The 22,726-nt window shown below is 63.6% G+C and carries 20 protein-coding genes and 1 pseudogene; 8 read left to right on the plus strand and 13 right to left on the minus strand.

The features are described 5' to 3' along the window. Positions 1–58: 58 nt before the first annotated feature. Positions 59–2,518, minus strand: coding sequence for a penicillin-binding protein 1A (locus EUU22_RS06305; RefSeq protein WP_129331181.1), 2,460 nt, complete (start codon positions 2,516–2,518; stop codon positions 59–61). 275 nt (positions 2,519–2,793) lie between these two features. Beyond that, entirely contained in the window at positions 2,794–4,011 is a 1,218-nt protein-coding gene (locus tag EUU22_RS06310; RefSeq protein WP_129331485.1) for an N-acetylmuramoyl-L-alanine amidase, read from the minus strand. A 638-nt stretch (positions 4,012–4,649) separates the two neighbouring features. On the opposite strand from EUU22_RS06310, the gene EUU22_RS06315 reads away from it, so the two are divergent. Continuing rightward, on the plus strand, positions 4,650–7,460 hold the full coding sequence (locus EUU22_RS06315) for an Rne/Rng family ribonuclease (RefSeq protein ID WP_129331182.1): 2,811 nt from the start codon (positions 4,650–4,652) through the stop codon (positions 7,458–7,460). Between the two features lie 95 nt (positions 7,461–7,555). Here the strand turns inward: EUU22_RS06315 and EUU22_RS06320 are convergent, their stop codons facing one another. Both EUU22_RS06320 and EUU22_RS06325 read right to left on the minus strand, forming a co-directional pair. Continuing rightward, positions 7,556–8,116 carry a GNAT family N-acetyltransferase gene (locus EUU22_RS06320; protein ID WP_129331183.1) on the minus strand — a complete coding sequence of 187 codons (561 nt, stop codon included), beginning with the start codon at positions 8,114–8,116 and terminating at the stop codon, positions 7,556–7,558. Positions 8,117–8,209: 93 nt separating this feature from the next. After that, positions 8,210–9,367 carry a pyridoxal phosphate-dependent aminotransferase gene (locus EUU22_RS06325; RefSeq protein ID WP_129331486.1) on the minus strand — a complete coding sequence of 386 codons (1,158 nt, stop codon included), beginning with the start codon at positions 9,365–9,367 and terminating at the stop codon, positions 8,210–8,212. Positions 9,368–9,567: 200 nt separating this feature from the next. Here EUU22_RS06325 and EUU22_RS06330 point away from each other — a divergent pair, with 200 nt between their 5' ends. From EUU22_RS06330 to aat, 5 genes are all read left to right on the plus strand, one after another. Beyond that, entirely contained in the window at positions 9,568–10,329 is a 762-nt protein-coding gene (locus EUU22_RS06330; RefSeq protein ID WP_129331184.1) for a DsbA family protein, read from the plus strand. Between the two features lie 132 nt (positions 10,330–10,461). Further along, the gene (gene aroQ / locus EUU22_RS06335) at positions 10,462–10,899 is read left to right on the plus strand and encodes a type II 3-dehydroquinate dehydratase (protein WP_129331185.1); all 438 of its coding nucleotides are present in this window, start codon (positions 10,462–10,464) and stop codon (positions 10,897–10,899) included. 21 nt (positions 10,900–10,920) lie between these two features. Beyond that, the gene (gene accB / locus EUU22_RS06340; protein WP_129331186.1) at positions 10,921–11,391 is read left to right on the plus strand and encodes an acetyl-CoA carboxylase biotin carboxyl carrier protein; all 471 of its coding nucleotides are present in this window, start codon (positions 10,921–10,923) and stop codon (positions 11,389–11,391) included. Positions 11,392–11,396: 5 nt separating this feature from the next. Beyond that, a complete protein-coding gene (accC, locus tag EUU22_RS06345; protein WP_129331187.1) occupies positions 11,397–12,746 on the plus strand; it encodes an acetyl-CoA carboxylase biotin carboxylase subunit in 1,350 nt (449 codons plus the stop codon). Between the two features lie 9 nt (positions 12,747–12,755). Beyond that, entirely contained in the window at positions 12,756–13,373 is a 618-nt protein-coding gene (gene aat, locus EUU22_RS06350) for a leucyl/phenylalanyl-tRNA--protein transferase (protein WP_129331188.1), read from the plus strand. Positions 13,374–13,862: 489 nt separating this feature from the next. On the opposite strand, the pseudogene EUU22_RS25800 reads toward aat, so the two are convergent. The 3 genes and pseudogenes from EUU22_RS25800 to EUU22_RS06365 all read right to left on the minus strand — a co-directional run. Beyond that, a pseudogene (locus tag EUU22_RS25800) lies at positions 13,863–14,300 on the minus strand (DUF2155 domain-containing protein); the annotation flags it as partial. A gap of 95 nt (positions 14,301–14,395) precedes the next feature. After that, positions 14,396–14,794, minus strand: coding sequence for an NADH:ubiquinone oxidoreductase subunit NDUFA12 (locus tag EUU22_RS06360; RefSeq protein ID WP_129331190.1), 399 nt, complete (start codon positions 14,792–14,794; stop codon positions 14,396–14,398). Positions 14,795–14,899: 105 nt separating this feature from the next. Continuing rightward, on the minus strand, positions 14,900–15,367 hold the full coding sequence (locus EUU22_RS06365; RefSeq protein ID WP_129331191.1) for a GNAT family N-acetyltransferase: 468 nt from the start codon (positions 15,365–15,367) through the stop codon (positions 14,900–14,902). A gap of 106 nt (positions 15,368–15,473) precedes the next feature. Here EUU22_RS06365 and EUU22_RS06370 point away from each other — a divergent pair, with 106 nt between their 5' ends. Then, on the plus strand, positions 15,474–15,860 hold the full coding sequence (locus EUU22_RS06370; RefSeq protein ID WP_205687858.1) for a hypothetical protein: 387 nt from the start codon (positions 15,474–15,476) through the stop codon (positions 15,858–15,860). Between the two features lie 6 nt (positions 15,861–15,866). Here the strand turns inward: EUU22_RS06370 and EUU22_RS06375 are convergent, their stop codons facing one another. The 3 genes from EUU22_RS06375 to EUU22_RS06385 all read right to left on the minus strand — a co-directional run bounded on the left by EUU22_RS06375 (position 15,867) and on the right by EUU22_RS06385 (position 18,509). Further along, positions 15,867–16,364 carry a GNAT family N-acetyltransferase gene (locus tag EUU22_RS06375; protein WP_129331488.1) on the minus strand — a complete coding sequence of 166 codons (498 nt, stop codon included), beginning with the start codon at positions 16,362–16,364 and terminating at the stop codon, positions 15,867–15,869. Between the two features lie 8 nt (positions 16,365–16,372). After that, positions 16,373–17,875: an Asp-tRNA(Asn)/Glu-tRNA(Gln) amidotransferase subunit GatB gene (gatB, locus tag EUU22_RS06380; protein ID WP_129331192.1), complete on the minus strand. Its 1,503-nt coding sequence runs from the start codon at positions 17,873–17,875 to the stop codon at positions 16,373–16,375. A 124-nt stretch (positions 17,876–17,999) separates the two neighbouring features. Further along, complete coding sequence (locus EUU22_RS06385; RefSeq protein WP_129331193.1) at positions 18,000–18,509, minus strand: GNAT family N-acetyltransferase; 510 nt, start codon at positions 18,507–18,509, stop codon at positions 18,000–18,002. A 411-nt stretch (positions 18,510–18,920) separates the two neighbouring features. On the opposite strand from EUU22_RS06385, the gene EUU22_RS06390 reads away from it, so the two are divergent. Beyond that, complete coding sequence (locus tag EUU22_RS06390) at positions 18,921–19,178, plus strand: YjhX family toxin (RefSeq protein WP_129331194.1); 258 nt, start codon at positions 18,921–18,923, stop codon at positions 19,176–19,178. 124 nt (positions 19,179–19,302) lie between these two features. Here EUU22_RS06390 and EUU22_RS06395 read toward each other — a convergent pair whose 3' ends face one another. From EUU22_RS06395 to gatA, 3 genes are all read right to left on the minus strand, one after another. Beyond that, the gene (locus EUU22_RS06395) at positions 19,303–20,355 is read right to left on the minus strand and encodes an alpha/beta hydrolase family protein (protein WP_129331195.1); all 1,053 of its coding nucleotides are present in this window, start codon (positions 20,353–20,355) and stop codon (positions 19,303–19,305) included. Positions 20,356–20,820: 465 nt separating this feature from the next. Next, on the minus strand, positions 20,821–21,180 hold the full coding sequence (locus tag EUU22_RS06400; RefSeq protein ID WP_342635412.1) for a GNAT family N-acetyltransferase: 360 nt from the start codon (positions 21,178–21,180) through the stop codon (positions 20,821–20,823). A 20-nt stretch (positions 21,181–21,200) separates the two neighbouring features. Continuing rightward, positions 21,201–22,679 carry an Asp-tRNA(Asn)/Glu-tRNA(Gln) amidotransferase subunit GatA gene (gene gatA, locus EUU22_RS06405; RefSeq protein WP_129331196.1) on the minus strand — a complete coding sequence of 493 codons (1,479 nt, stop codon included), beginning with the start codon at positions 22,677–22,679 and terminating at the stop codon, positions 21,201–21,203. Positions 22,680–22,726: the final 47 nt, after the last annotated feature.

Raw genomic sequence — 22,726 nt, forward strand, 5'->3', positions numbered from 1 at the left:
AGGGGTGGCCGCATGCGGATCAGGGTGTCAGAGCAGTTCCGGCCGGTTTCCGGACGTTCTAGAAGAGACCGCCGGAGCCCGAGGTCACGGCCTCGTTCGCCTGCGGCGACGTCCGCAGGATTTCCTCCGGCGCCATGTACTCCTCCATACCGATGACCGAGAAGCTGTCGGCCGGACCGGTGCCGGGCTTGAAGGCCTCGATGATGGTATCCGGCTCGCCCTGCACCGCCGCCATGCCGGTCTTGCGGTTGATGGCGATCAGGCTCATGCCCTCCGGAATGTGGAACTTGCCTGGCGGCGTGCCGGCGACGGCAGCCTGCATGAATTCGTTGAAGATCGGGGCCGACAGCGAGCCGCCGGTCGCGCCGCGGCCGAGCGGGGCCGGATTGTCGTAGCCGATGTAGAGACCCGCGACGAGATCGGGGGTGTAGCCGACGAACCAGGCATCCTTCTCGTCGTTGGTGGTGCCGGTCTTGCCGGCGACGGGCCGGTCGAGCTTGATCTTGCCGGCTGCGGTGCCGCGCGTGATGACCCCCTCCATGATCGAGGTGATCTGGTAGGCCGTCATCGGATCGAGCACCTGTTCGCGATTGTCGACGACCGCCGGCTCTTCCTGATTGCTCCAGCCGTCGGCATTGCAGCCTTCGCAGACCCGTTCCTCGTGACGGAAGATCGTCTTGCCGTAGCGGTCCTGGATGCGGTCGATGAGCGTCGGCTTGATCTGCTTGCCGCCGTTGGCGAGCACGGCATAGGCCGAAACCATCCGCAGCACCGTCGTTTCGCCCGAACCGAGGGACATCGCCAGAACCGGGTTCATCTTGTCGTAGATACCGAAGCGTTCGGCGTATTCTGCAACGAGGTTCATGCCCATGTCGTTGGCAAGGCGCACGGTCATCTGGTTACGCGACTTTTCGATGCCGAGCCGGAGCGTCGACGGACCGGCCGAGCCGCCGCCGTAGTTTTGCGGGCGCCAGACCTGGCCGCCCTGCACGATCTCGATCGGCGCGTCCATGATGACGGAAGCGGGAGTATAGCCGTTGTCGAGCGCGGCGGCGTAGACGAACGGCTTGAACGACGAACCGGGCTGGCGCATCGCCTGGGTGGCACGGTTGAATTCCGACTGTGCATAGGAGAAACCGCCGACCATGGCGAGAACGCGGCCCGTGTGCGGATCCATCGCGACAAGGCCACCCTGCACCTTCGGCGGCTGGCGCAGACGGTAGCGATCCTTCTGCCCCTCGCCTTCGAGGGCTTCGACGAAGACGACATCGCCGGCCTTCAGTACGCCTTCCGGAGACTTCGCGGTCTTGCGGTCGCCGGTCGCGGAGCGATAGGCCCAGTCCATGTCCGCGGCCATGATCTTGCCGGTCTGGCGCTCGGCCGCCACCTTGCCGCCGGCTTCGGTCGCCGGCTGCAGGCCGATGTCGACGCGGTCGCTGGAGACGGCGAGCACGACGGCCAGCTTCCATTCCGGAACGTCGCTCAAGCCCGCCACCTTCGCGAGCGGCACGCCCCAGTCGCCCGAGACGTCGATCTGGCTGACGGGGCCGCGGTAGCCGCGACGCTCATCATAGGTGAGCAGCCCCTTCTGGAGAGCCTTGCGGGCGACGATCTGCATCTTGGGATCGAGCGATGTGCGGACGGACAGCCCGCCCTCGTAGAGTGCCTTGTCGCCGTAACGCTCGATGATCTGGCGACGGACCTCCTCGGCAAAGTAGTCCGAGGCGAAGAGATGGGAACCGGTGCGGCGAAGAGTGACGCCGAGCGGCTGCTTCTTCGCCTCCGCACCGTCCTCCTGCGAAACGAAGCCGTTCTCGACCATGCGGTCGATGACCCAGTTGCGGCGCTCGAGGGCGGCATCGGGGTGGCGGAACGGATGATAGTTGGACGGGCCCTTCGGCAGCGAAGCGAGATAAGCGGCCTCGGCGATGGTGAGTTCGGTCACCGACTTGTCGAAATACGTGAGCGCGGCACCGGCAATACCGTAGGCGTTCATGCCGAAGAAGATCTCGTTCAAGTAGAGTTCGAGAATCTTGTCCTTCGAATAGGCCTGCTCGATGCGGAAGGAGAGGATCGCTTCCTTCACCTTGCGGTCAATCGTCTGGTCAGCGGTCAGCAGGAAGTTCTTGGCGACCTGCTGGGTGATGGTCGAGGCACCGACCGGACGGCGACCGGAGCCGAAATTCTGCAGGTTGACCAGAATCGCGCGACCGAGACCATAGATGTCGACGCCGGGGTGATTGTAGAAGTTCTTGTCTTCGGCCGAAAGGAAGGCGGCCTTGACGCGGTCCGGGACCGCCTGGATCGGCAGGAACAACCGACGCTCGCGCGCGTATTCGGCCATCAGCGAGCCGTCATCGGCATGGATGCGGGTCGCGACCGGAGGTTCATAACTCGACAGGACGGCGAAATCCGGCAGATCCCTCGTGACGTTGGTCAGATAGATCGCGACGACCACCGCAACGGCGAGCGCAAGCACGGAGGCAAGTCCGAAGAAGTATCCAATCAGTCTGATCATAATCGAGCTACCGGCGTTCGCTTTCGGTTCGGCGCGCAATGGCAAACATCGCACATGTCGTCGCGTTTTGCACGTCAAGCGCCTATTGGCAAGACTTCGGGGACAGCCAGGCGACGCTGTCGCTGTGCTCCTCGATGCCTCCCCGGAGTAAAGGCGCGATTGTGAGGAAAATAGGGCCAGTCAGCGCCCGTCCCGCATTCATTCCGCACGGCGGGCGGCAAAAGCCACCTCCGCCTCGACGGCGTCGCGCATCGGCAGCGCGGCGAAGGTTCGCATCAGCCACCGTTCGCAAGTGCCGGCTCGCGGTATCGGGTGATTGCCGCGGTCAGCAGTTCGGCGATCTTCTCCCGCCAGCTTTCGTCGAGCAACACCTTCTCGTCCTCCTTGTTCGACAGGAAGCCGAGCTCGAGCAGGATCGACGGGACGTCGTGGGCCTGCAGGACACGGAAACCCGCAAAACGGTGCGGATTATTGATCAGGGCGACCTGCCCTTCGAAGGACGACACGACCTGCTCTGCCATCGCTACGGAAAACGCCTGGGTTTCGCGCCGGGTGAAATCGAGAAGGATGTCGGTGACCTCCGCCGGCTCGGTGGCGAGATCGGCGCCGCCGATCACGTCGGCGAGGTTTTCCCGTTCGGCAAGCTCGGCGGCCATCTTGTCGGAGGCCTTGTCGGAGATCGTGTAGACGGTCGCACCGCGGATGTTGTCCTGCCGCAGCTTGTCGGCATGAAGGGAAACGAAGAGGTTCGCATGGTGCTGGCGCGCGATCGTCACCCGCTCGGACAGGGACAGGAACTCGTCGCCGTCACGCGTCAGGAAGGCGAAGATCCCCGGCTCCCTGGCTAGACGCCGCTGCAAAGCCTTGGCGAAGGCGAGCGTGATGTCCTTTTCAGGTGTCTTGGTTTCGGCGGCGATCGCGCCGTTGTCGATGCCGCCGTGGCCAGCGTCGATGGCAATGACGAAGGTGCCGCCCGGGACCGGACTGGATGTTCCGAGCCGGTCGCCCCGTGCCGCCGCCTCAGCGGCCGGGGTGCCGACAGCCGTCTTTCCGCCACTCCAGGCCTGGCGCTTGACGAGATCGTCGAAGACTTCCCTCTTCACCATCTCGGCGTCCAGCACGAGACGAAAGCCCTTGCCAGCCTCGTCGGCCTGCACTTCGGCAAGTGCGAGCTGTGCGGGTCGCTCGGTCGTCAGCACGATTCGCGCGGACTGGGCACCAATCGCGCCGTAACGGACGTCCTTGAAAAGGCCGCGCGCCTTCAGATCCTCCACCGGAAAGGCGAAAGCCATGGCGGGCAGGTCGACAACGATGCGATCGGGCTTCTCCAGGTAACGGACTTCGAAAACCGGTTTACGGTCGAGGTCGACGACGATGCGGGTTCGGGCCCGGTCGCCGGCGATTCTCGCGGCATAGGCGAGCACCGGCGGTTCCCGGTCCTCATCGGCGGCCGACGCGCTTTCCGGCACCGTCAGCGACAACAGCGCCGCCATCAGGACGCCGAGCAGCCACGCGCTGCGGCGCGACCCTGACCGACAGAATCCGGACTGATGCAACACCCACCCCTTTCGATGAAATGACAGAGCCCGCCACCCATCCTCCACAAGAGAATCACCTCGGCGTGCTAAACACTACTAATCCATGGGTATTATGGCACAAATGGGTTTTCCCTTGCTATTGCGGTGGAGAAAACATACAACGCAACCGAGGGATAGAGATGCCCACGGGATAGAATCATCGCCGCGGCTGCCAACCGCAATCGGGTTTGGCGCCAGCTTGCCGGACATTCATCCTCCGTCTCTGCAGCTTTGTCCTGAAACTGGATCACAAGCCGGCATTCGGTCGGTTTCGTCTACTGGTGGGTAACTACCAAACGCTCTTTGTGAGCATTCATCGGGCCCAAGGGCCTATGGCATTGTCGTTTTTGTTCGGTCTTTGATGTCGTTGCAGCAGGTAGTCAGAAACATCAGCGGATTTGGAGCGCTCGGCGCCCCGGACGCTGTTCAGTTGCTGCTCGCTCACCCCACCGGACGAAGACATCTATATCCGGCGCGTCCCCAAGATATCTCTCGTCCGTTCCAGCAACGTGCGACTCGATCTTGCCGCGAAGGCGCCGAGGAGCACAACTTATATGGCAGACAGAATGCTTATCGACGCGTCTCACGAGGAAGAGACGCGCGTTGTCGTCGTTCGTGGTAACCGGATAGAAGAATTCGATTTCGAGTCCCAGCATAAGAAACAGATCAGGGGCAACATCTATCTGGCAAAGGTCACGCGGGTCGAACCCTCGCTGCAGGCCGCCTTCGTCGATTACGGCGGCAATCGCCACGGCTTCCTGGCCTTCGCCGAAATCCATCCCGATTACTACCAGATCCCGCTTGCGGATCGCCAGGCGCTCCTGAGCGCCGAAGCCGAGGAGCATCGCCGCGCCGACGAAGGCGATGCGGAACACGAAGCGCCGGCCGCCGCGGCCGAAGCCGTCTCCCCGGCCGAAGACGCCGAACCCGCTGCTGAAGCGGCAACGGCCGAAGAAGCTCCGGTCGAGGCCGCCGAGGAACCTGTCGCAAAGCCGAAGGCGCGGCGAGCCCGCAAGCCGCGCGGCAAGAAGGCCGCAGATGTGGCTGCAGAGCCGGCGGAAGAAGCCGGAGCGACGGACGAAGACGAAGGCGGCAAGACCATGGCCGCCATGGTCGACATGGACGAAATCTCCGAAGAGGCCGGCGGTCGCCGAGGACGCGACGACGATTTCGACGATGATGACGACGATCACGTCGAGGAGAAGGAAGAAATCGAATCCGTCGGCGCCGAGGACGCGATGGAAGAGGTTCCTGACCGCGTCGTTCGCAAGCCCCGCAAGCAGTATCGCATCCAGGAAGTCATCAAACGCCGGCAGATCCTGCTCGTGCAGGTCGCCAAGGAAGAGCGCGGCAACAAGGGTGCGGCCCTCACCACCTATCTTTCGCTTGCCGGCCGCTATTCGGTGCTGATGCCGAACACGGCGCGCGGCGGCGGCATCTCCCGCAAGATCACCAATCCGGCCGACCGCAAGCGGCTGAAGGAAATCGCCCGCGGTCTCGAAGTGCCGCAGGGCATGGGCGTCATCCTGCGCACCGCCGGTGCGAACCGCACCAAGGTCGAGATCAAGCGCGACTTCGAATACCTGATGCGTCTTTGGGAAAACGTCCGGACGCTGACGCTGAACTCGACCGCGCCCTGCCTCGTCTACGAGGAAGGCTCGCTCATCAAGCGCTCGATCCGCGACCTCTATAACAAGGACATCGGAGAGATCGTCGTCGCCGGCGAAGACGGCTATCGTGAAGCGAAAGACTTCATGAAGATGCTGATGCCGAGCCACGCCAAGGTCGTCCAGCCTTATCGCGACATTCACCCGATCTTCTCGCGTTCCGGCATCGAGGCCCAGCTTGACCGCATGCTGCAGCCGCAGGTGACGCTCAAATCCGGCGGCTACATCATCATCAACCAGACCGAAGCGCTGGTGGCGATCGACGTCAACTCCGGCCGCTCGACGCGCGAACACTCGATCGAGGACACCGCGCTGCAGACGAACCTCGAGGCGGCGGAGGAAGTCGCCCGCCAGCTTCGCCTGCGTGACCTTGCCGGCCTCATCGTCATCGACTTCATCGACATGGAAGAGAAGCGCAACAACCGCGCCGTCGAGAAGAAGCTGAAGGATTGCCTGAAGAACGACCGCGCCCGCATCCAGGTCGGCCGGATCTCGCATTTCGGCCTCCTCGAGATGTCGCGCCAGCGCATCCGCGCTTCGGTCCTCGAATCGACGACGCAGCTCTGCCCGCATTGCGGCGGCACCGGCCTCATCCGCTCGCAGTCCTCCGTTGCGCTGCATGTCCTGCGCGGCATCGAGGAATTTCTCCTGAAGAGCACGACGCACGACATCACCGTGCGCACGACGCCGGAAACGGCGCTCTATCTGCTGAACCACAAGCGCGGGACGATCGTCGACTACGAACGCCGTTTCGGCGTGTCGATCGTGATCGACTCCGACGACACCGTCGGATCGCAGCACTTCGCCATCGACCGCGGCGAACCCGTTCTGAACCCGGTCAAGATCGAAAGCCTGATGCCCGTGATTTCCGAGCCGGAAGAGGACGAGGAAATCTACATCGAGCCGGAAGAAGAGGATGAAGACGAAACCGTCGAAACCTCGTCCGCGCCGCAGGCAACCTCCAGTGAGGAGCAGCAGGGCCGCAAGCGCAAGCGTCGTCGGCGCCGGCGCAACCGCAACGGAAACGGCAACGGTGAGGCTGCCTCTGCATCTGCGCACGATGGCGTCGATGAGGATGAAGACGAGGATGAGGATGAGGGCGAAGAGGAAGGCACCGTAGCCGCCTCTGCCGCAGCCGACGAGACGTCCGCAGAAGGCCAGAAGCGCAAGCGCCGCCGTCGCGGCAAGCGCGGCGGCCGCCGGAGCCGTCCGGGCGAAGAAGGCACGGCGGAAGCCGCAGGCGCCGAGGGCGACGAGTCCGAAGCGGCCGAGGATGAGGCCGAAGGTGGAGAAACCGCCGCCGAGGTGATCGAAGCGGTCGCCGAAGAAGCGGTGGCCGAGGAGCCGTCCGCCATGGCGGCCATCGAATCGGCGGAAGAACCGGTAGCTCGCAAGCCGCGCCGCACCCGCAAGGCCAAGGTCGCCGTTTCGCCGGTGGAGGAGCCGATCCTCGCCGAAGAGGCGCCGCCGGTCGAACCCGAAGTGGCAGAAAAGAGCGCGACGCTCGCCGAAGAACCGGTTGCCGAGGAGACCGTGACCGAAGAGGCGGCGGAACCGGCAAAGCCCGCCCGCGCCAACCGCCAGTCGAATGTCGCCTCGTCCGAGCCGGTCGTGACTTCGGTGAAATCGGCCACGCCGGAAGGTGAAGGCGAAAAGCCGAAGAAGGGTGGCTGGTGGCAGAAGCGCGGCTTCTTCTGAGATCGCCATTCTGACGTCTGAAAGATGCGACGGCCGCCCGATGGGCGGCCGTTTCGCGTTCGCGCTTCCCCAAGCCGGCAAGTCCCGGGCAAGAGTCAGAGAAGCGGCCTGCGACGTGACATCAAAAGGGCCTGGGTACCGGCGACCATCGCCTCCCCTTGCACGGCAAAGCCGCATCGCGCAGCGAGGCGGATCGAGCGCTGGTGTGCGGGATCGAAGATGGCAGCGATGCTGTCGCCGACGAAATTGCCGTCCGCCCACCGGAGGACCGCCGTGAGCGCCTCGGTCGCGATTCCTCGTCCCTGGACTTCCGGGGCCAGAAGCCAGCCCGCCTCGGGAACGCCGCCGAGCGACGGGGTCATCTCGCGCTTGAAGTCGGCGAAGCCCAGTTCGCCCAGATATTCGCCCGTGTGACGATCCTCGATCGCCCAATAACCGAAGCCGAGAAGACGCCAGTGCCCCACATAGCGCAGCAGGCGGGCCCAGCTCTCCTGCCTGGTGGACGGTTTTCCGCTGATGTAGCGGACGACGTTCTCATCGGCCCACATGCGAGCCAGCGCGTCGAGGTCGGAAACACGGTGCCCGCGCAGTCGCGTGCGCTCCGTCAACAGTTCCGGAGCCTCGAACGATGGCTGTCTCACCCATGAAATGGTCATCGACACCTCCCGCCTCGTTGGTAGATCCAGTCCAGACGTTAGAGCCTGACTTGGCCCATCTCGGCAAGAGATCAAAGGCGAGGGTTGCCGGCGCTATTTGAGCCAGCGCTCGATCCGGTCGAGTGCCTCGACCATTTCCGCCATCGTGCCGGCGTAGGAGAAGCGCATGGCGCGGTGGCCCTCCACCGGATCGAAGTCGAGGCCGGGCGTCGCCGCGACGTCGATTGCCGAAAGCATCTCGCGGGCAAAGGCCATGCTGTCATTGGTGTGACGGCTGACGTCGACATAGGCGTAGAATGCCCCGTCCATCGGCGACAGCAAGGGAAAGCCGAGCGTCGGCAGCCTCTCCATGAGATAGTCGCGATTGGCACGGCAGCTCGCCTTGTAATGCTCCAGTTCTTCGCCGGCGGAGAGCGCCGCGACCGCCGCGATCTGCGAGAGTTCCGGAGCGGAGATGTAGAGGCTCTGCGCCAGGCATTCGAGCGGGCGCACGAGTTCCGGCGGAACCACCATCCAGCCGATGCGCCAGCCGGTCATGCAATAGTATTTCGAGAAGGAGTTGATGATGACTGCGTGGTCGCCGATCTCCAGCGCACTCGCCTCGTCACCGGAGAAGGTCAGGCCGTGATAGATCTCGTCGGAGATGAGGCTGATCCCCTCGTCCTCGCAATAGCGCGCCAGTTCTGCAAGCTGCGCCTTGCCGGTCACCGTCCCGGTCGGATTGGCGGGGCTCGCGAGGAGGACACCCTTCAGCCGCAACCCTGCTTGGCGTTGCGCGTTTTCGAGGCTTTCGGGAGTCAGGGTGAAATGCGTTCCGGCATTGACCGGTACTTCGACGACCGTCAGGCCGAGCGCCTTGAGGATATTTCGGTAGGCCGGATATCCGGGCCTTGCGATCGCTACCGCATCGCCGGCGTCGAAAAGGCCGAGGAAAGCGAGGTTGAACGCCGCCGACGAGCCCGTCGTGACGATGATCCGTCCGGCGTCGACGGCAACGCCGTGCCGCCGCTGGTAGTAACACGCGAGCGCCTGGCGCAATTCGCCGGTTCCAAGTGCGTCCGTGTAGCCGATCCGGCCGTGCTCGAGCGCCGTCCGTGCCGCCGCAAGCGCCGCCTGCGGGGCGGGATGCCCGGGCTGGCCGACGGCCATGGAAATGACCGGCTGCCCCGCCTGCCGGCGCCGGGTGGCTTCCGCCAGCACATCCATGGCGTGGAACGGTTCGACGGCACTGCGTTTGGAAATGGTGACCACGGGCAATTCTCTCGCTTCTGCTGGGGCGCCTGACATTTGCCGCATTATTGCTGTGTTCACAATGGCGAGATTGGCGCGGAGGGGCCATTTTTCGACCTTCCATTCCGCGCTCCAGACACTACATTGATCCCGAATCCAATCGGTTCCGACGGAGCCAGCCGGCTGTCGGCGATTTGCCGGCGGCCCTTACGAGGAATGACATGCCCCTGACGTTCAAACATCTCGCCGTTGCGGCTCTTGCTCTCCTGCCCGCAGCACTGCCGACAACGGTGAATGCCCTCGACGAGCAGCAGAAGAAGGAATTCGGCGAGTTCATCAAGGAATACCTGATCGAGAACCCCGAGATCATGCTCGACGTGCAGGACGCACTCGAAAAGAAGCAGCAGGAGGCACGCCAGCAGCAGGCCTCGGCCGCGGTCGAGACCAACAAAGAGGCGCTCTTCACCTCGAAGTACGATCTCTCCCTCGGCAATCCGCACGGCGACATCACGATCGTCGAGTTCTTCGACTACAATTGCGGCTACTGCAAGCGTGCGCTTTCCGACATGGACAGCATCATCGCAGCCGACAAGAACGTGCGCTTCGTGCTGAAGGAATTCCCGATCCTCGGGCCGGATTCGGAAGCCGCACACAAGGTATCGGACGCCTTCCGCAAGATCTCGCCGGAAAAATACGGTGAATTCCATCGTGCACTGCTCGGCGGCGAGGGCCGCGCCGACGAGGCGCGCGCCATCGAAGTCGCCGCCTCACTCGGCGTCGAAGAGGCCGATATCCGCAAGAAGATGGCGGAGAGCCCCAACGACGAGTCCGTCCGCGAAGCCTACCAGCTGGCGACCAGCCTCGGCATCACCGGTACCCCCTCCTACATCGTCGGCAACGAAGCCGTGTTCGGCGCCATCGGCTCGAAGGCGATCGAGGAGAAGGTCGCAAACGTCCGCAGTTGCGGCCGTACCGCCTGCTGAGCGCGGCCTTACGTCTTCCCTCCGCCTCTCCCTCTCGCAAAGTAGGGGGAACTCCGGTCTCGGGCCCGCAAGGGGCTTTCCCTTGCGGGCCTCTCAGTCTATAGGAGGCGGTTGAAGAGAGACGGACCCCTCATGAGCAAAACGATCTTCGTGCTGAACGGCCCCAATCTGAACATGCTCGGCAAACGCGAGCCCGGCATCTATGGCGGCAAGACCCTCGTCGATATCGAGGCCGACTGCAAGGAAGCCGGCGACGCTCTGGGCTTCCATGTCGACTTCCGCCAGAGCAACCACGAGGGCAAGCTCGTCGACTGGCTGCATGAGGCCAACGACGCGGCCGTCGGCGTTGCCATCAATCCCGGCGCGTACGGACACACCTCCATTGCCCTGCACGACGCGATCCGGGCGATTTCCGTTCCGGTCGTCGAAGTGCACATATCCAATATCCACGCGCGGGAAGAATTCCGCCACAAGTCGATGATCGCACCGGCCGCCAAGGGCATGATCTGCGGCTTCGGCCCCCACAGCTACATCCTGGCGCTGCACGCGCTGAAAAACATCACGCAATAACAAGAATATAGGACCTCACCCATGGCTGAAAAGAAATCGGGAATCGATCAGGCGCTGATCCGTGACCTCGCGAACATCCTCAACGAGACCGATCTGACCGAGATCGAAGTCGAACAGGACGAACTGAGAATTCGCGTCTCGCGCTCCGGTCCGCAGATGGTCGCCATGCAGCAGGCCCCGGCCTACCAGCTTCCCGCGGCCGCCGCTGCCCCGGTTGCCGCCGCTCCGGCAATTGCAGCCGAGCCGGCACGCAATCTCGCAAATGCGGTCACCGCGCCGATGGTCGGCACCGCCTATCTCGCCCCCGCCCCGGGCGCCCGCCCCTTCATCGAAGTCGGCTCGATCGTCAAGGAAGGCCAGACGCTTCTCATCATCGAAGCAATGAAGACGATGAACCAGATCCCGGCCCCGCGCTCCGGCAAGGTCGTCGAAATCCTGATCGAGGATGCCCGGCCCGTCGAGTACGGCGAGCCCATGCTGATCATCGAGTGAGGCCCATGAGCGGTATTTCGAAGATCCTGATTGCCAATCGCGGCGAAATCGCCCTGCGCGTCCTGCGCGCCTGCAAGGAGCTCGGCATCGCCACGGTGGCCGTGCACTCCACGGCGGACGCGGATGCGATGCATGTCCGGCTCGCCGACGAGAGCGTCTGCATCGGCCCGCCGCCTTCGCGCGAAAGCTATCTCAACATTCACCAGATCGTCGCGGCTTGCGAAATCACCGGCGCCGACGCCGTCCATCCGGGTTACGGCTTCCTCTCGGAGAACGCGAAGTTCGCCGACATCCTCGATGCGCACGGCATCACCTTCATCGGGCCGACGGCCGAGCACATCCGCCTGATGGGGGACAAGATCACCGCCAAGCAGACGGCGATGGAACTCGGCATTCCCGTCGTTCCGGGCTCCGACGGCGAGGTGACGGAAGACAACCTGATGGCCACGGCGCACCGCATCGGCTTTCCGGTTCTCATCAAGGCGACCGCCGGCGGCGGCGGCCGCGGCATGAAGGTGGCCAAGACCGAGGAAGACCTCGAAGAAGCCTTCAACACCGCCCGGACCGAAGCGGCTGCTGCCTTCGGCAACCCGGCCGTCTACATGGAAAAGTACCTCGGCAAGCCGCGGCACATCGAAATCCAGGTGCTCGGCGACGGTGAAGGCAACGCAATCCACCTCGGCGAGCGCGACTGCTCGCTGCAGCGCCGCCACCAGAAGGTCTGGGAAGAAGCGAACTCTCCGGCCCTCAACGTCGAGCAGCGGATGAAGATCGGCCAGATCTGCGCCGACGCCATGAAGAAGATGAAGTACCGCGGCGCCGGCACGATCGAGTTCCTCTACGAGAACGGCGAATTCTACTTCATCGAGATGAACACCCGCCTGCAGGTGGAGCATCCGATCACCGAAGCGATCACCGGCATCGACCTCGTGCACGAGCAGATCCGCATCGCGTCGGGCGCTGGCCTATCGGTCACACAGGACGAGGTGACCTTCTCCGGTCACGCGATCGAATGCCGTATCAACGCCGAGGACCCGCGCACCTTCGTGCCCTCCCCCGGCACGATCACGCATTTTCACGCGCCGGGCGGCCTCGGCGTGCGCGTGGATTCGGGCGCGTACCAAGGCTACAAGATCCCGCCCTACTACGACAGCCTGATCGGCAAGCTCATCGTGCATGGACGTACCCGTGTCGAATGCATGATGCGGCTGCGCCGCGTGCTCGATGAGTTCGTCATCGACGGCATCAAGACAACCCTGCCGCTGTTCCAGGACCTGATCGCCAATCAGGACATCGCGAACGGCGACTACGACATCCACTGGCTGGAGGATTATCTGGCCAGAACTTCAGCCTGAAGGACGCCGATGGCAGGACCGCGCAGCAGGGACTACTCGATCACTCCGGAGATCCTGCTGCGCGCCTATTCCATCGGCCTTTTTCCGATGGCGGAATCGGCCGACGACCCGGAAATCTTCTGGGTGGAGCCGGAGCTTCGCGGCATAATCCCCCTCGACCAGTTCCACGTTTCGAAGAGCCTCGCGAAGGCGATCCGCCACAAGCCCTTCGACATCCGCTACGACACCGCCTTCGACCGTGTGCTCGACAAATGCGCGGAAGCGGCCGAGGACCGGCCGAGCACCTGGATCAACCAGACGATCAAGGATCTCTACGGCGCGCTCCACCGGATGGGACATGCCCACAGCGTCGAAGCCTGGGACGGCGACGAACTCGTCGGTGGGCTCTACGGCGTCTCCCTCGGTTCCGCCTTCTTCGGCGAGAGCATGTTCGCCCGGCGCACCAACGCCTCGAAAATCTGCCTCGTCCACCTCGTCGAACGCCTGAAGGAACGTGGTTTCACGCTGCTCGACACGCAGTTCACCACAGAGCACCTGAAGACCTTCGGCGCGATCGACGTGCCGAAGGACCAATATGGGCAATTGTTGGAAAAGGCAGTAGCCGGACCGGATGTCGCGTTCGTCTAACGCGGCGACGCGGGCATCAGGACGTCAGAACAGCCCGACACCTCCCGGCTGCGTCACAGGGGCCTGCGGCATGGGCTGCCCCTCCGGTATCTCCTCGACACCCTGCGGAATATCGAGCGGCGGCAGGAGGTCTCCCGGCGCATTGTCCGGCACAGGTTGGGGTTCCTCGAGCGGTGGCAAGGCGTCTCCGGGCGCGTTCTCCGGTATCTCCTGGGGAGCGCCGAGCGGTGGCAGGGCATCGCCTGGAACGTTGTCTGGAATTTCCTGCGGGGCGCCGAGCGGAGGAACGGCATCCTGCGGCGGCGACGGTTGAAGCGTGCCGCTGTCCTGCGGCGCGGGTGCGGTCTCTGCCGGTGCTACCGCGCCTTCGCCCGCCGGCTGCGGCTGTTCGCTCACCGTCGGCTGCGGCTGGCTTTCCGAGCTTGCAGCCCGCTTCTGCGCTTCGGCGGCCTTCTCGGCTTCCGAGACCGGCACGGGGGCGGGATGGGCGGCGACGACACCCTCGGGCGCCGGAACGTCCGACGACTGCTTGCAGCCCGTCAGCCACACGTCGTAGATCGCATGCTCGACGGCGTTCAGCGCCGGGCTGTCGGCAAACATCCAGCCGGAAAAGATGCGGCGGATCTTGCGGTCGAGGGTGATCTCGTCGACCTCGATGAAGGCGTCGATCTTCTGGGCTTCCGTTTCGTCGCGGGAGTAGCAGACCTTCGGCGTCACCTGCAGCGCACCGAACTGCACGGTCTCGTTGACGTAGACATCAAAGGAGGTAATGCGCCCGGTGATCTTGTCGATGCCGGCGAACTGTGCGACCGGATTGGCGATACGCTCCGCTCTCGCCGGAGCGACGGGCGAGAGCAGGGAAACGGCGGTCGTCAGCGCAAGGAGTGAGGCCGCGCCAAGCCCGATGCCGTTTCCGAAAAGCTTCATATCTCCAGTCTCCAGCCGTCCTGCCGACGATGCTCCCCGGGGGAGAAGGCAACGCCACCAAAGCGGCTAAACGTCAATTGTGGCCAAAACCGGTGTCAGTTGCCGGGCGTCCAGGCGTCGTAGTCGCCGGTTACGCGCGGACGCTCGCCCGGAACGGCAATCGAACCCTGCGGACGATAGGCGAGCGAGGAACCGGTATAGTTCGGACGGTGCGGCTTCTGCCACTCGCGCGCCTTGTAATCCTCCTTGGTCGGAGGAACATCCGTGCGGTGATGCATCCAGCCGTGCCAGTCGGCCGAAATCTTGGAAGCCTCGGCATAGCCGTTGTAGATGACCCAGCGGCGCGGGAGACCGAAGGAGGTCATGCCGCCCTCGTAGTAGACATTGCCGAACTCGTCTTCGCCGACGCGCTTGCCATTGCGCCAGGTGAAGAAGCGCGTGCCCATGGTCTGGCCGTTCCACCAGGTGAAAAGTTGCAACAGAAGCTGCTTCATGTCTCGTCCTTCGGCTCCGACGCCCGAACGGCGCTCGGGTTCAACAGTTCCCCGCTTATGCCGCCTCGGGGGCCGATTGTCCAGTGTTTCGCGGGCCTTCAACCGTCATTTCAGCTTCAACTTGAAGCCGATGTGACTGGCCTCGAAACCGAGCCGTCCGTAGAAGCGGTGGGCGTCCGTCCGCTTCGCGTTGGAGGTCAATTGCACCTGCCGCAATCCCTGCCGCCTCGCCTCGTCGAGACAGAAGCGGATCATCGCCTCGCCGATCCCCTGCCCTCGGCAATCCGCCCGCGTATGCACCGCCTCGATGATCATCGAGGAGCCACCGCGGCCGGTCAGGGTCGTGGTGATCAGGGTCTGGAAGGTTCCGAACACCTCCCCGTCTTTTGTGGCCACGTAGAGGGTCTCGTTCGGGGACTGCTCGATGCGGCGGAATGCCGCCATATAGCCGGGAAGTGCGGCGGGATCCGTCGTATCGCCGTGGCCGCCGAGCGAATCGCTTGCGAACATCGCGACGATCGCCGGCACATCGTCGTGCCCGGCCTTCCTGATGGTGACAGACTCGGTTTCCATATATGGTCCTTCGCGAGCGGGAGCACCCGCAAATCAGGGGAACTGGGGGATGACTTACATGATCTGTCGCAGCGCTTGCACGTTCTTTCTTGCGCTAATCTTGTCCATGCCGGCAGCATTCGCCGAGGAAGGCGGACGCAAGGGGATCGCCTTCGTACAGGCCCCGGAGATGAGCAGCGGCGTCTGCACCGGAGCCAACGCGGACGAGGCCTTCGCCTGCGCCCGGAAGCAGTGCGTCGACGGTGGCGGCACGGATGAGGATTGCGTCGCGATGAACTACTGTTTCCCGGCGCTCTACAGCGTCGAGGTCTCGATCCTGCATACCGAAGGCCTCCATTGGGAAGAATTCTACTGCGGTTGGGAGAGCAAGGAAGCGGCGCTCGCCGCGGCAAAGGTCGCCTGTGACAGGGAACGGCGTCCCGACCTCGCCGAATGCGCCGCCGTCCTCCTCTATGACGAGGACGGCAAGCAGGAGGAAGTCCCCCAGGAGTGAGGACGCTCAGCCGAGCGGCTTTTCCATGATGATCGCCGGCAGGCCCGAATCCGGGCCGCCGCAGCTCGTCGTGCGATCGACCTCGACGAAGCCGTGCGCTTCGTAGAAGGCGATGGCCGCGGCGTTTCGCGGCTCGACCTCCAGACGCATGATCTCCGCATCCGGAAAGCAGGTTTCGAGCTCGGCGAAGAGATCGCGGCCTATCCCCATGCGCTGGCAGGACGGCCGCACGTAGAGCTGATGCAGCATGGCCGTCTTCGTCATCGTCTTCGACATGGCGGCATAGGCCATGCCGCCCAGCCGGCGGCCGTCGTCGGCGACGAGGAACTCGCCGCCCTTCTTCTCCACCCGCGCCTTCAGGGCCGGCAGGGAATGCCAGGCATCGATGAGCTGCTGTACCTTCTCCGGTCCGTAGAAGCCGTCATAGGTGGCATGGAAGGTCTCCGCCAGCAGGCCGCGCAGCGCGTCGACATCGCGCTCGCTGGCCGTGCGGACGAAGAACAGCGCTGCCATCACTCCTCTATACCGAGCTTCAGCTTGACGAGCGCCTGCACGGCCTGCGGATTGGCCTTGCCGCCGGTCGCCTTCATCACCTGGCCGACGAACCAGCCGGCGAGCGTCGGCTTGGCGAGCACCTTGGCGACCTGGTCGGGATTGGCGGCGATGATGTCATCGACCGCCTTTTCGATCGCGCCGGTATCGGTCACCTGCTTCATGCCGCGGCTCTCGACGATCGCCGCCGGGTCACCGCCCTCGTTCCAGACGATCTCGAAGAGATCCTTGGCGATCTTGCCCGAGATCGTGCCGTCCTTGATGAGGTCGATGATGCCACCGAGCTGGGCGGGCGAAACCGGAGTCTCTTCAATGGCTTTGCCGGCCTTGTTCAACGCACCGAGCAGATCGTTGATGACCCAGTTGGCAGCGGTCTTGCCGTCGCGGCCCTCGGCCACGGCCTCGAAGTAGTCCGCAATCGCCTTCTCCGAGACGAGCACGGAAGCGTCATAGACCGAGAGGCCGAGATCGGCGACGAAACGCGCCTTCTTGTCGTCCGGCAGTTCCGGCAGGTCCTTCTTCAGCGCCTCGACGAAGGCGTCGTCGAATTCGAGCGGTAGAAGGTCCGGATCGGGGAAATAGCGGTAATCATGCGCCTCTTCCTTCGACCGCATGGCACGGGTTTCGCCCTTGCCGGGGTCGAAGAGGCGGGTTTCCTGGTCGATTTCGCCGCCGTCCTCGAGGATGGCGATCTGACGACGGGCCTCGTATTCGATCGCCTGGCCGATGAAGCGGATCGAGTTGACGTTCTTGATCTCGCAGCGCGTGCCGAAGGCGCCGCCCGGCTTGCGCACGGAGACGTTGACGTCGGCGCGCATCGAACCTTCGTCCATGTTGCCGTCGCAGGTGCCGAGGTAGCGCACGATCGAGCGCAGCTTGGTCATGTAGGCCTTGGCCTCGTCGGAGGAACGCATGTCGGGCTTCGACACGATTTCCATCAGCGCGACGCCAGAGCGGTTCAGATCGACATAGGACATGGTCGGATGCTGGTCGTGCATCGACTTGCCAGCGTCCTGCTCGAGGTGCAGGCGCTCGATGCCGATCTCGATGTCCTCGAAATTGCCCTGGCGGTCGGGGCCGAGCGAGATCACGATCCTGCCCTCGCCGACGATCGGATCCTTGAACTGCGATATCTGGTAGCCCTGCGGCAGGTCCGGATAGAAGTAATTCTTCCGGTCGAAGATCGAGCGCTTGTTGATCTTCGCCTTGAGGCCGAGGCCGGTGCGCACGGCCTGGGCCACGCATTCCTCGTTGATCACCGGCAGCATGCCCGGCATTGCCGCATCGACGAGCGAAACGTTGGAATTCGGCGCATTGCCGAAGGTGGTCGAAGCGCCCGAGAAGAGCTTGGCGTTGCTGGTCACCTGGGCATGGACTTCCATGCCGATCACCACTTCCCAATCGCCGGTGGCGCCGGGGATCAAGCGTTTCGGGTCAGGCGTGCGCGTGTCAACAATGGTCATCTGGAGCTCTTGTCATGCTTGGGATTTCTGACCCCGTTGGGTAGAGCAAATGGCGCGGCGGCGCAAGGCTCGACGCGGCCGCGACGATCGATATGCCACGCCTCGCGGCGAGCTGTCGGAGACGTCAGAATTCCTGGCCGTAGCCGACCGGCTCGGGCGCGACGAAGGCCTTGGCGAGGCCGACCGTCTGAATGTCGCGATCGAGCTTGGGATTATAGGCGATGGTCAGCCAGTGCACGGAGTAGCCGTGCTTCTCGAAGAAATGCAGCCCCTCACGGTTCATCGCGTGGGTTTCGAGCGTTGCCTTTTCGAAGCCGAGATGGCGGATTTCGTTCTCCACCGCTTCGAGCAAGGCCGTGCCGAGGCCCTGCCCCTGGAAAACCGGGTCGATCCAGAAGTCGGTGATGTCCTCGTCCAGGTTTTCGCGCGCCGCCCAGCCGGCCACATCGCCGTTCTGCTCGATCACCGTGATCGTGAGCCACTCGGAGCTCACAAAATTCCAGAAGGCGACACGCGCGTTCTCGACCATGGCCTTCGTTTCGCCGACCGGGATCATCGCCTTTTCCCAGGCGCGCAGCCCCACGTCGGCGAGGATGGCCGCCTCGTCCTGCCGTGCACTGCGGATCGTCATCATGAAGTGCCCCCTGCTTTGCATCAGTAGAACACCGGCGATGCGGATTTACCAGCCCACCATCTCCGTCAGTCTCATGCCGGGAGAATATCATTTATAAACAATTCTCTACACTCCGTTCTGCATCTTAGCATTACGTTACGGAAGTTTTGGTAAGTCGATTGCCTGATTCGCCAAAGGATTGAGACGCGCATGTCGTCCTGCGCTTGACGCGCGCAGAGCCATGCGGCAAAAACAGCTCCACACGATGGAGCGTTGATGTACGGTTTGTCACAGACCCGGTGAAGGCCCTGCCCGCGATCGATTACGATCTGCGCGCATGGGCCCGACGAGAACAGAACCCCGATGCCTGACCGGCACCGGATACGTTTTCGTGCGTCCTACTGAAAGGACGCGAATACCGGATCAACGACAATGGACATTTCGCGCAACGAACAGCGCATCCTTCACCTGCTCGCCCAGGGCGGGCGGATCGAAATCTGCCGCAACGACAGCCGCAAGATCGAGAACGCCCGGTGCTTCTCGCGCGACGGCTGGCTCTATCCCGGCTTCGACCTTCTCCTTTTCCGAAAACTGAAACGGCTGAAGGCGATCAGCTCGAAGGCCGGACGCCCCTACCGGATCACCGAAAGGGGTCTGCGGCTCGTCAGGGCGGAACCGGACAACAGGTGACCAAATCAAAGCGGCGCCTTCCGGCGCCGCTCTCGAACCTGAATATTGAACGCGCTCGACAGCAGAGGGCCGATACACCCTGGCGAAAGTGCGAAATGACGTCCGGCAAACGCAGCTTAAGGCCCTATTTCAATGCTCGGCTGAATGCGGCAGCGACCATATCGATGATCTGCCCGTGGATTTCGCGGCGTGAGCGTCCTCCGCCATCCGAGCAGATCGGATCGCCTATCTTTTCGGATTCGGCGATCTCGGCCGCCCCGGGTCTACATTCGGCAAACATGCTGTAGTGACTTGCATCTTCGATCGTGGAGTAGCTTGCGTTTGGAATGACATTTGCGATTTCGTCCGCCCGCAGGGTGGGAGGGATTTTGCCCGGCTGGCCCAGATTCACGAGTGCGACGGGAATCGAGATTCGAGAAAGGCTGTCGAACTCGAAGACATCGACAGGCGCCGGATCAATCGCCATGGCAAATCCGATGCGCGCGTCATGGTTATCTCGTCCGGCCGATCGCAGATCCATCGCGTGCAGATCGACGCCGCTTTGCCTGACCCAATCGCAAAGTGAAGGGTTGAGAGCATCCGTATCACAATAGCTTGCCAGGCGCTCAGGATCGATGCGAGCACCGGCGATCGCCAACGCCGTGCCGCCTCCCATCGAAAGCCCGAGGATACCTGTCTTGTCGAACGCGATATGCTCTTTGAAAAGAGGGGCGTCCTCCATCGCATTCAAGGTTTCGGTGATATCGGCTGGGCGCAGCCAGAGCTTCATCGTTTCCGCCGCAGACCTGCTGGCGCCTGTGTTTCCGGGGTGGGTGGGCGCCGCCACGATGAAACCCTGTTTCGCCAAGGGCACGGCAATCCAGCTCAAGGCTTGCGCGTTTCCCGCGAGGCCGGCACCGTGGGAAAGCAGTATCAAAGGAAATCCGCCACCCGAGATCGGACCGTCGAGCCCGGCGGGCGTCCCAACAAAAAAGACGCTCTCGCCAAGCTTCACGGGATCGCCCTCCGCATCCGCAGGATACCAGACGGTAACGGCAAGATCGCGGCCCCGTTCCCTGGAGGGAACCGCAATCTCACGCACACCGACATAGTCACCGGCAACCGCCGGATGGTACGTCATCAGCATCGAAGAAGCGATGGTGCAAAGCACGATAACCATTGACGTCAGTTTTTTCATTGCCGTCCTCCTGTGACCTTCACGCTCGAACAATCCCGCGCCGCGCCGCAACCCGGATCGAGGCAGACCGGATGGTTCGTGTTCAGGCTCACAATCGACAGGAAAACGGGCAGGTTCGCCCAAGAACGCGATTCAGGACGTCCGAAATCGCGTTCGAGGGGGTCTTGCGGAGATCTACGCCGGACGCGGAGGACTACCAACAGGTGGTGGCGTGCCGCCCGCGCTCTCCGGACCGGAGGCAGAAGGCGTCAGGCGGTCAGGATGGTATGCGGGTCAGGGGCTCCGTCTTCCGGGGCCGCCCCTTATTCATTCAGTCACCACCCCTTCGCCGGGAGGAAGGTGTCGACGGCCTTTCACGTGAAGGCCGGCAGCTACAGCGCCTTTTCCAGATGGACCTTCTCGACCTCCATCTGCATCGCCTCCGACCGCTCCATCCCACGCCAGACAAGGACGAAGCCGCAGCGCTCATAGAGCCGAATGGCGCCGATGTTGCGGGCATGGGTGGCGATGCGCGCGCTCTATTCCCTCGCTCCGCATCAGGGAGAAGACGTGTTCGAGAAGCGCCCTGCCGGCGCCCTTTCCCTGGTGATCGGGATGAACCCACAGGTCGGAGACATAATCGGCATCGCCGTCGCGGGCGGTCCAGCCGACGATCTCGCCGTCGCATTCGGCGACAAGAATGACCACCGAACCGGACGCGGCGAAATCACGGAAGGCGCGGTGCACGCGCGCCGGCATCTCGGCGCCGAAGTCGTTCAAGACGGGGTTCGCCGCCCAGGCGGAAAAGCCGACTTCGCCGACGCTTTCGGCGTCGGCCTGGGTCATCGGCCGGATCAGGATCCCGCTTACCACCACTTCGCCGGGCGGAAGGTGCCGGCGGCCTGTTCGATGACGTGGGCCGCCTTGAAGAGCGTGCTCTCCTCGAATGGCCGGCCGATGAGCTGCAGGCCGAGCGGAAGGCCCTTGGCGTCGAGGCCGGCGGGAACGGAAAGACCCGGAAGCCCGGCCATGTTCACCGTGACGGTGAAGATGTCCTGCATGTACATCGCCACCGGATCGGCGGCGAGTGCCTCGTCGCCGATGGCGAAGGCCGAGGACGGCGTGATCGGCGCGAGCACGGTGTCGACCTCGTTGAAGGCGAGCTCGAAGTCGCGCTTGATCAGCGTGCGGACCTTCTGCGCCTGCAGATAATAGGCGTCGTAGTAACCGGCCGAGAGCACGTAGGTACCGATCAGGATACGCCGCTTGACCTCGGTGCCGAAACCGGCCGCGCGGGTCTTCTCATACATGTCGGCAATGTCCTTGCCGTCGACGCGCAGCCCGTAGCGGACGCCGTCATAGCGGGCAAGGTTCGACGAGGCTTCCGCCGGTGCGACGATGTAGTAGGCCGGCAGCGCGTATTTGGTGTGCGGCAGGGAAATATCGACGATCTCGGCACCGGCGTCCTTCAGCCAGGCCACACCCTGTGCCCAGAGCTTCTCGATCTCTTCGGGCATGCCCTCTACGCGGTATTCCTTCGGAATGCCGATCCGCATGCCCTTGAGCGACTGGCCGAGCGCCGCCTCGTAGTCCGGAACCGGGATGTCGACCGAGGTCGTGTCCTTGTCGTCGACGCTCGCCATCGACTTCAGCAGGATCGCCGCGTCGCGGACGTCGCGGGCGATCGGGCCGGCCTGGTCGAGGGAGGACGCATAGGCGACAATGCCCCAACGCGAGCAGCGGCCATAAGTCGGCTTGATGCCGACCGTGCCGGTAAAGGCGGCCGGCTGGCGGATCGAGCCGCCGGTGTCGGTGGCCGTCGCGCCGGCGCAGAGATGGGCCGCGACCGCAGCCGCCGAGCCGCCCGACGAGCCGCCGGGAACGAGGCGCTGATCGGAGCCGCTCGCCTTCCACGGGTTGGTCACCGGACCGTAGTGGGAGCTCTCGTTGGAGGACCCCATGGCAAACTCGTCCATGTTGAGCTTGCCGAGCATGACGGCGCCGTCGTCCCAGAGATTCTGGGTGACGGTCGATTCGTATTTCGGCCGGAAGCGGCTGAGGACCGCGCTGCAGGCCTGGGTGTGGACATCGCGGGTCGCAAACAGGTCCTTGACGCCGAGTGGAATGCCTTCGAGCACCCCGGCCTTGCCGGCGGCAATGCGCTCATCGGAGGCCTTCGCCATCTCAAGCGCCTTCTCCGGCGTGACCGTCACATAGGCGTTGATCGCATCGTTCGCGCTCTCGATCGCCTGCAGATAGGCGTCGGTCAGCTCGACGGCTTTGAATTCCTTCGCCGCCAGTTTGGCGCGGGCTTCGGCAATGGTCAGGCTGGTCAGTTCGCTCATGATCGGTTCACTTCAAAAATGAAAGGCGCCTTGGCAGCGCGTCAATG

The sequence above is a fragment of the Ciceribacter ferrooxidans genome (assembly GCF_004137355.1).
In the GTDB taxonomy this organism is placed as follows: Bacteria; Pseudomonadota; Alphaproteobacteria; order Rhizobiales; family Rhizobiaceae; genus Allorhizobium; species Allorhizobium ferrooxidans.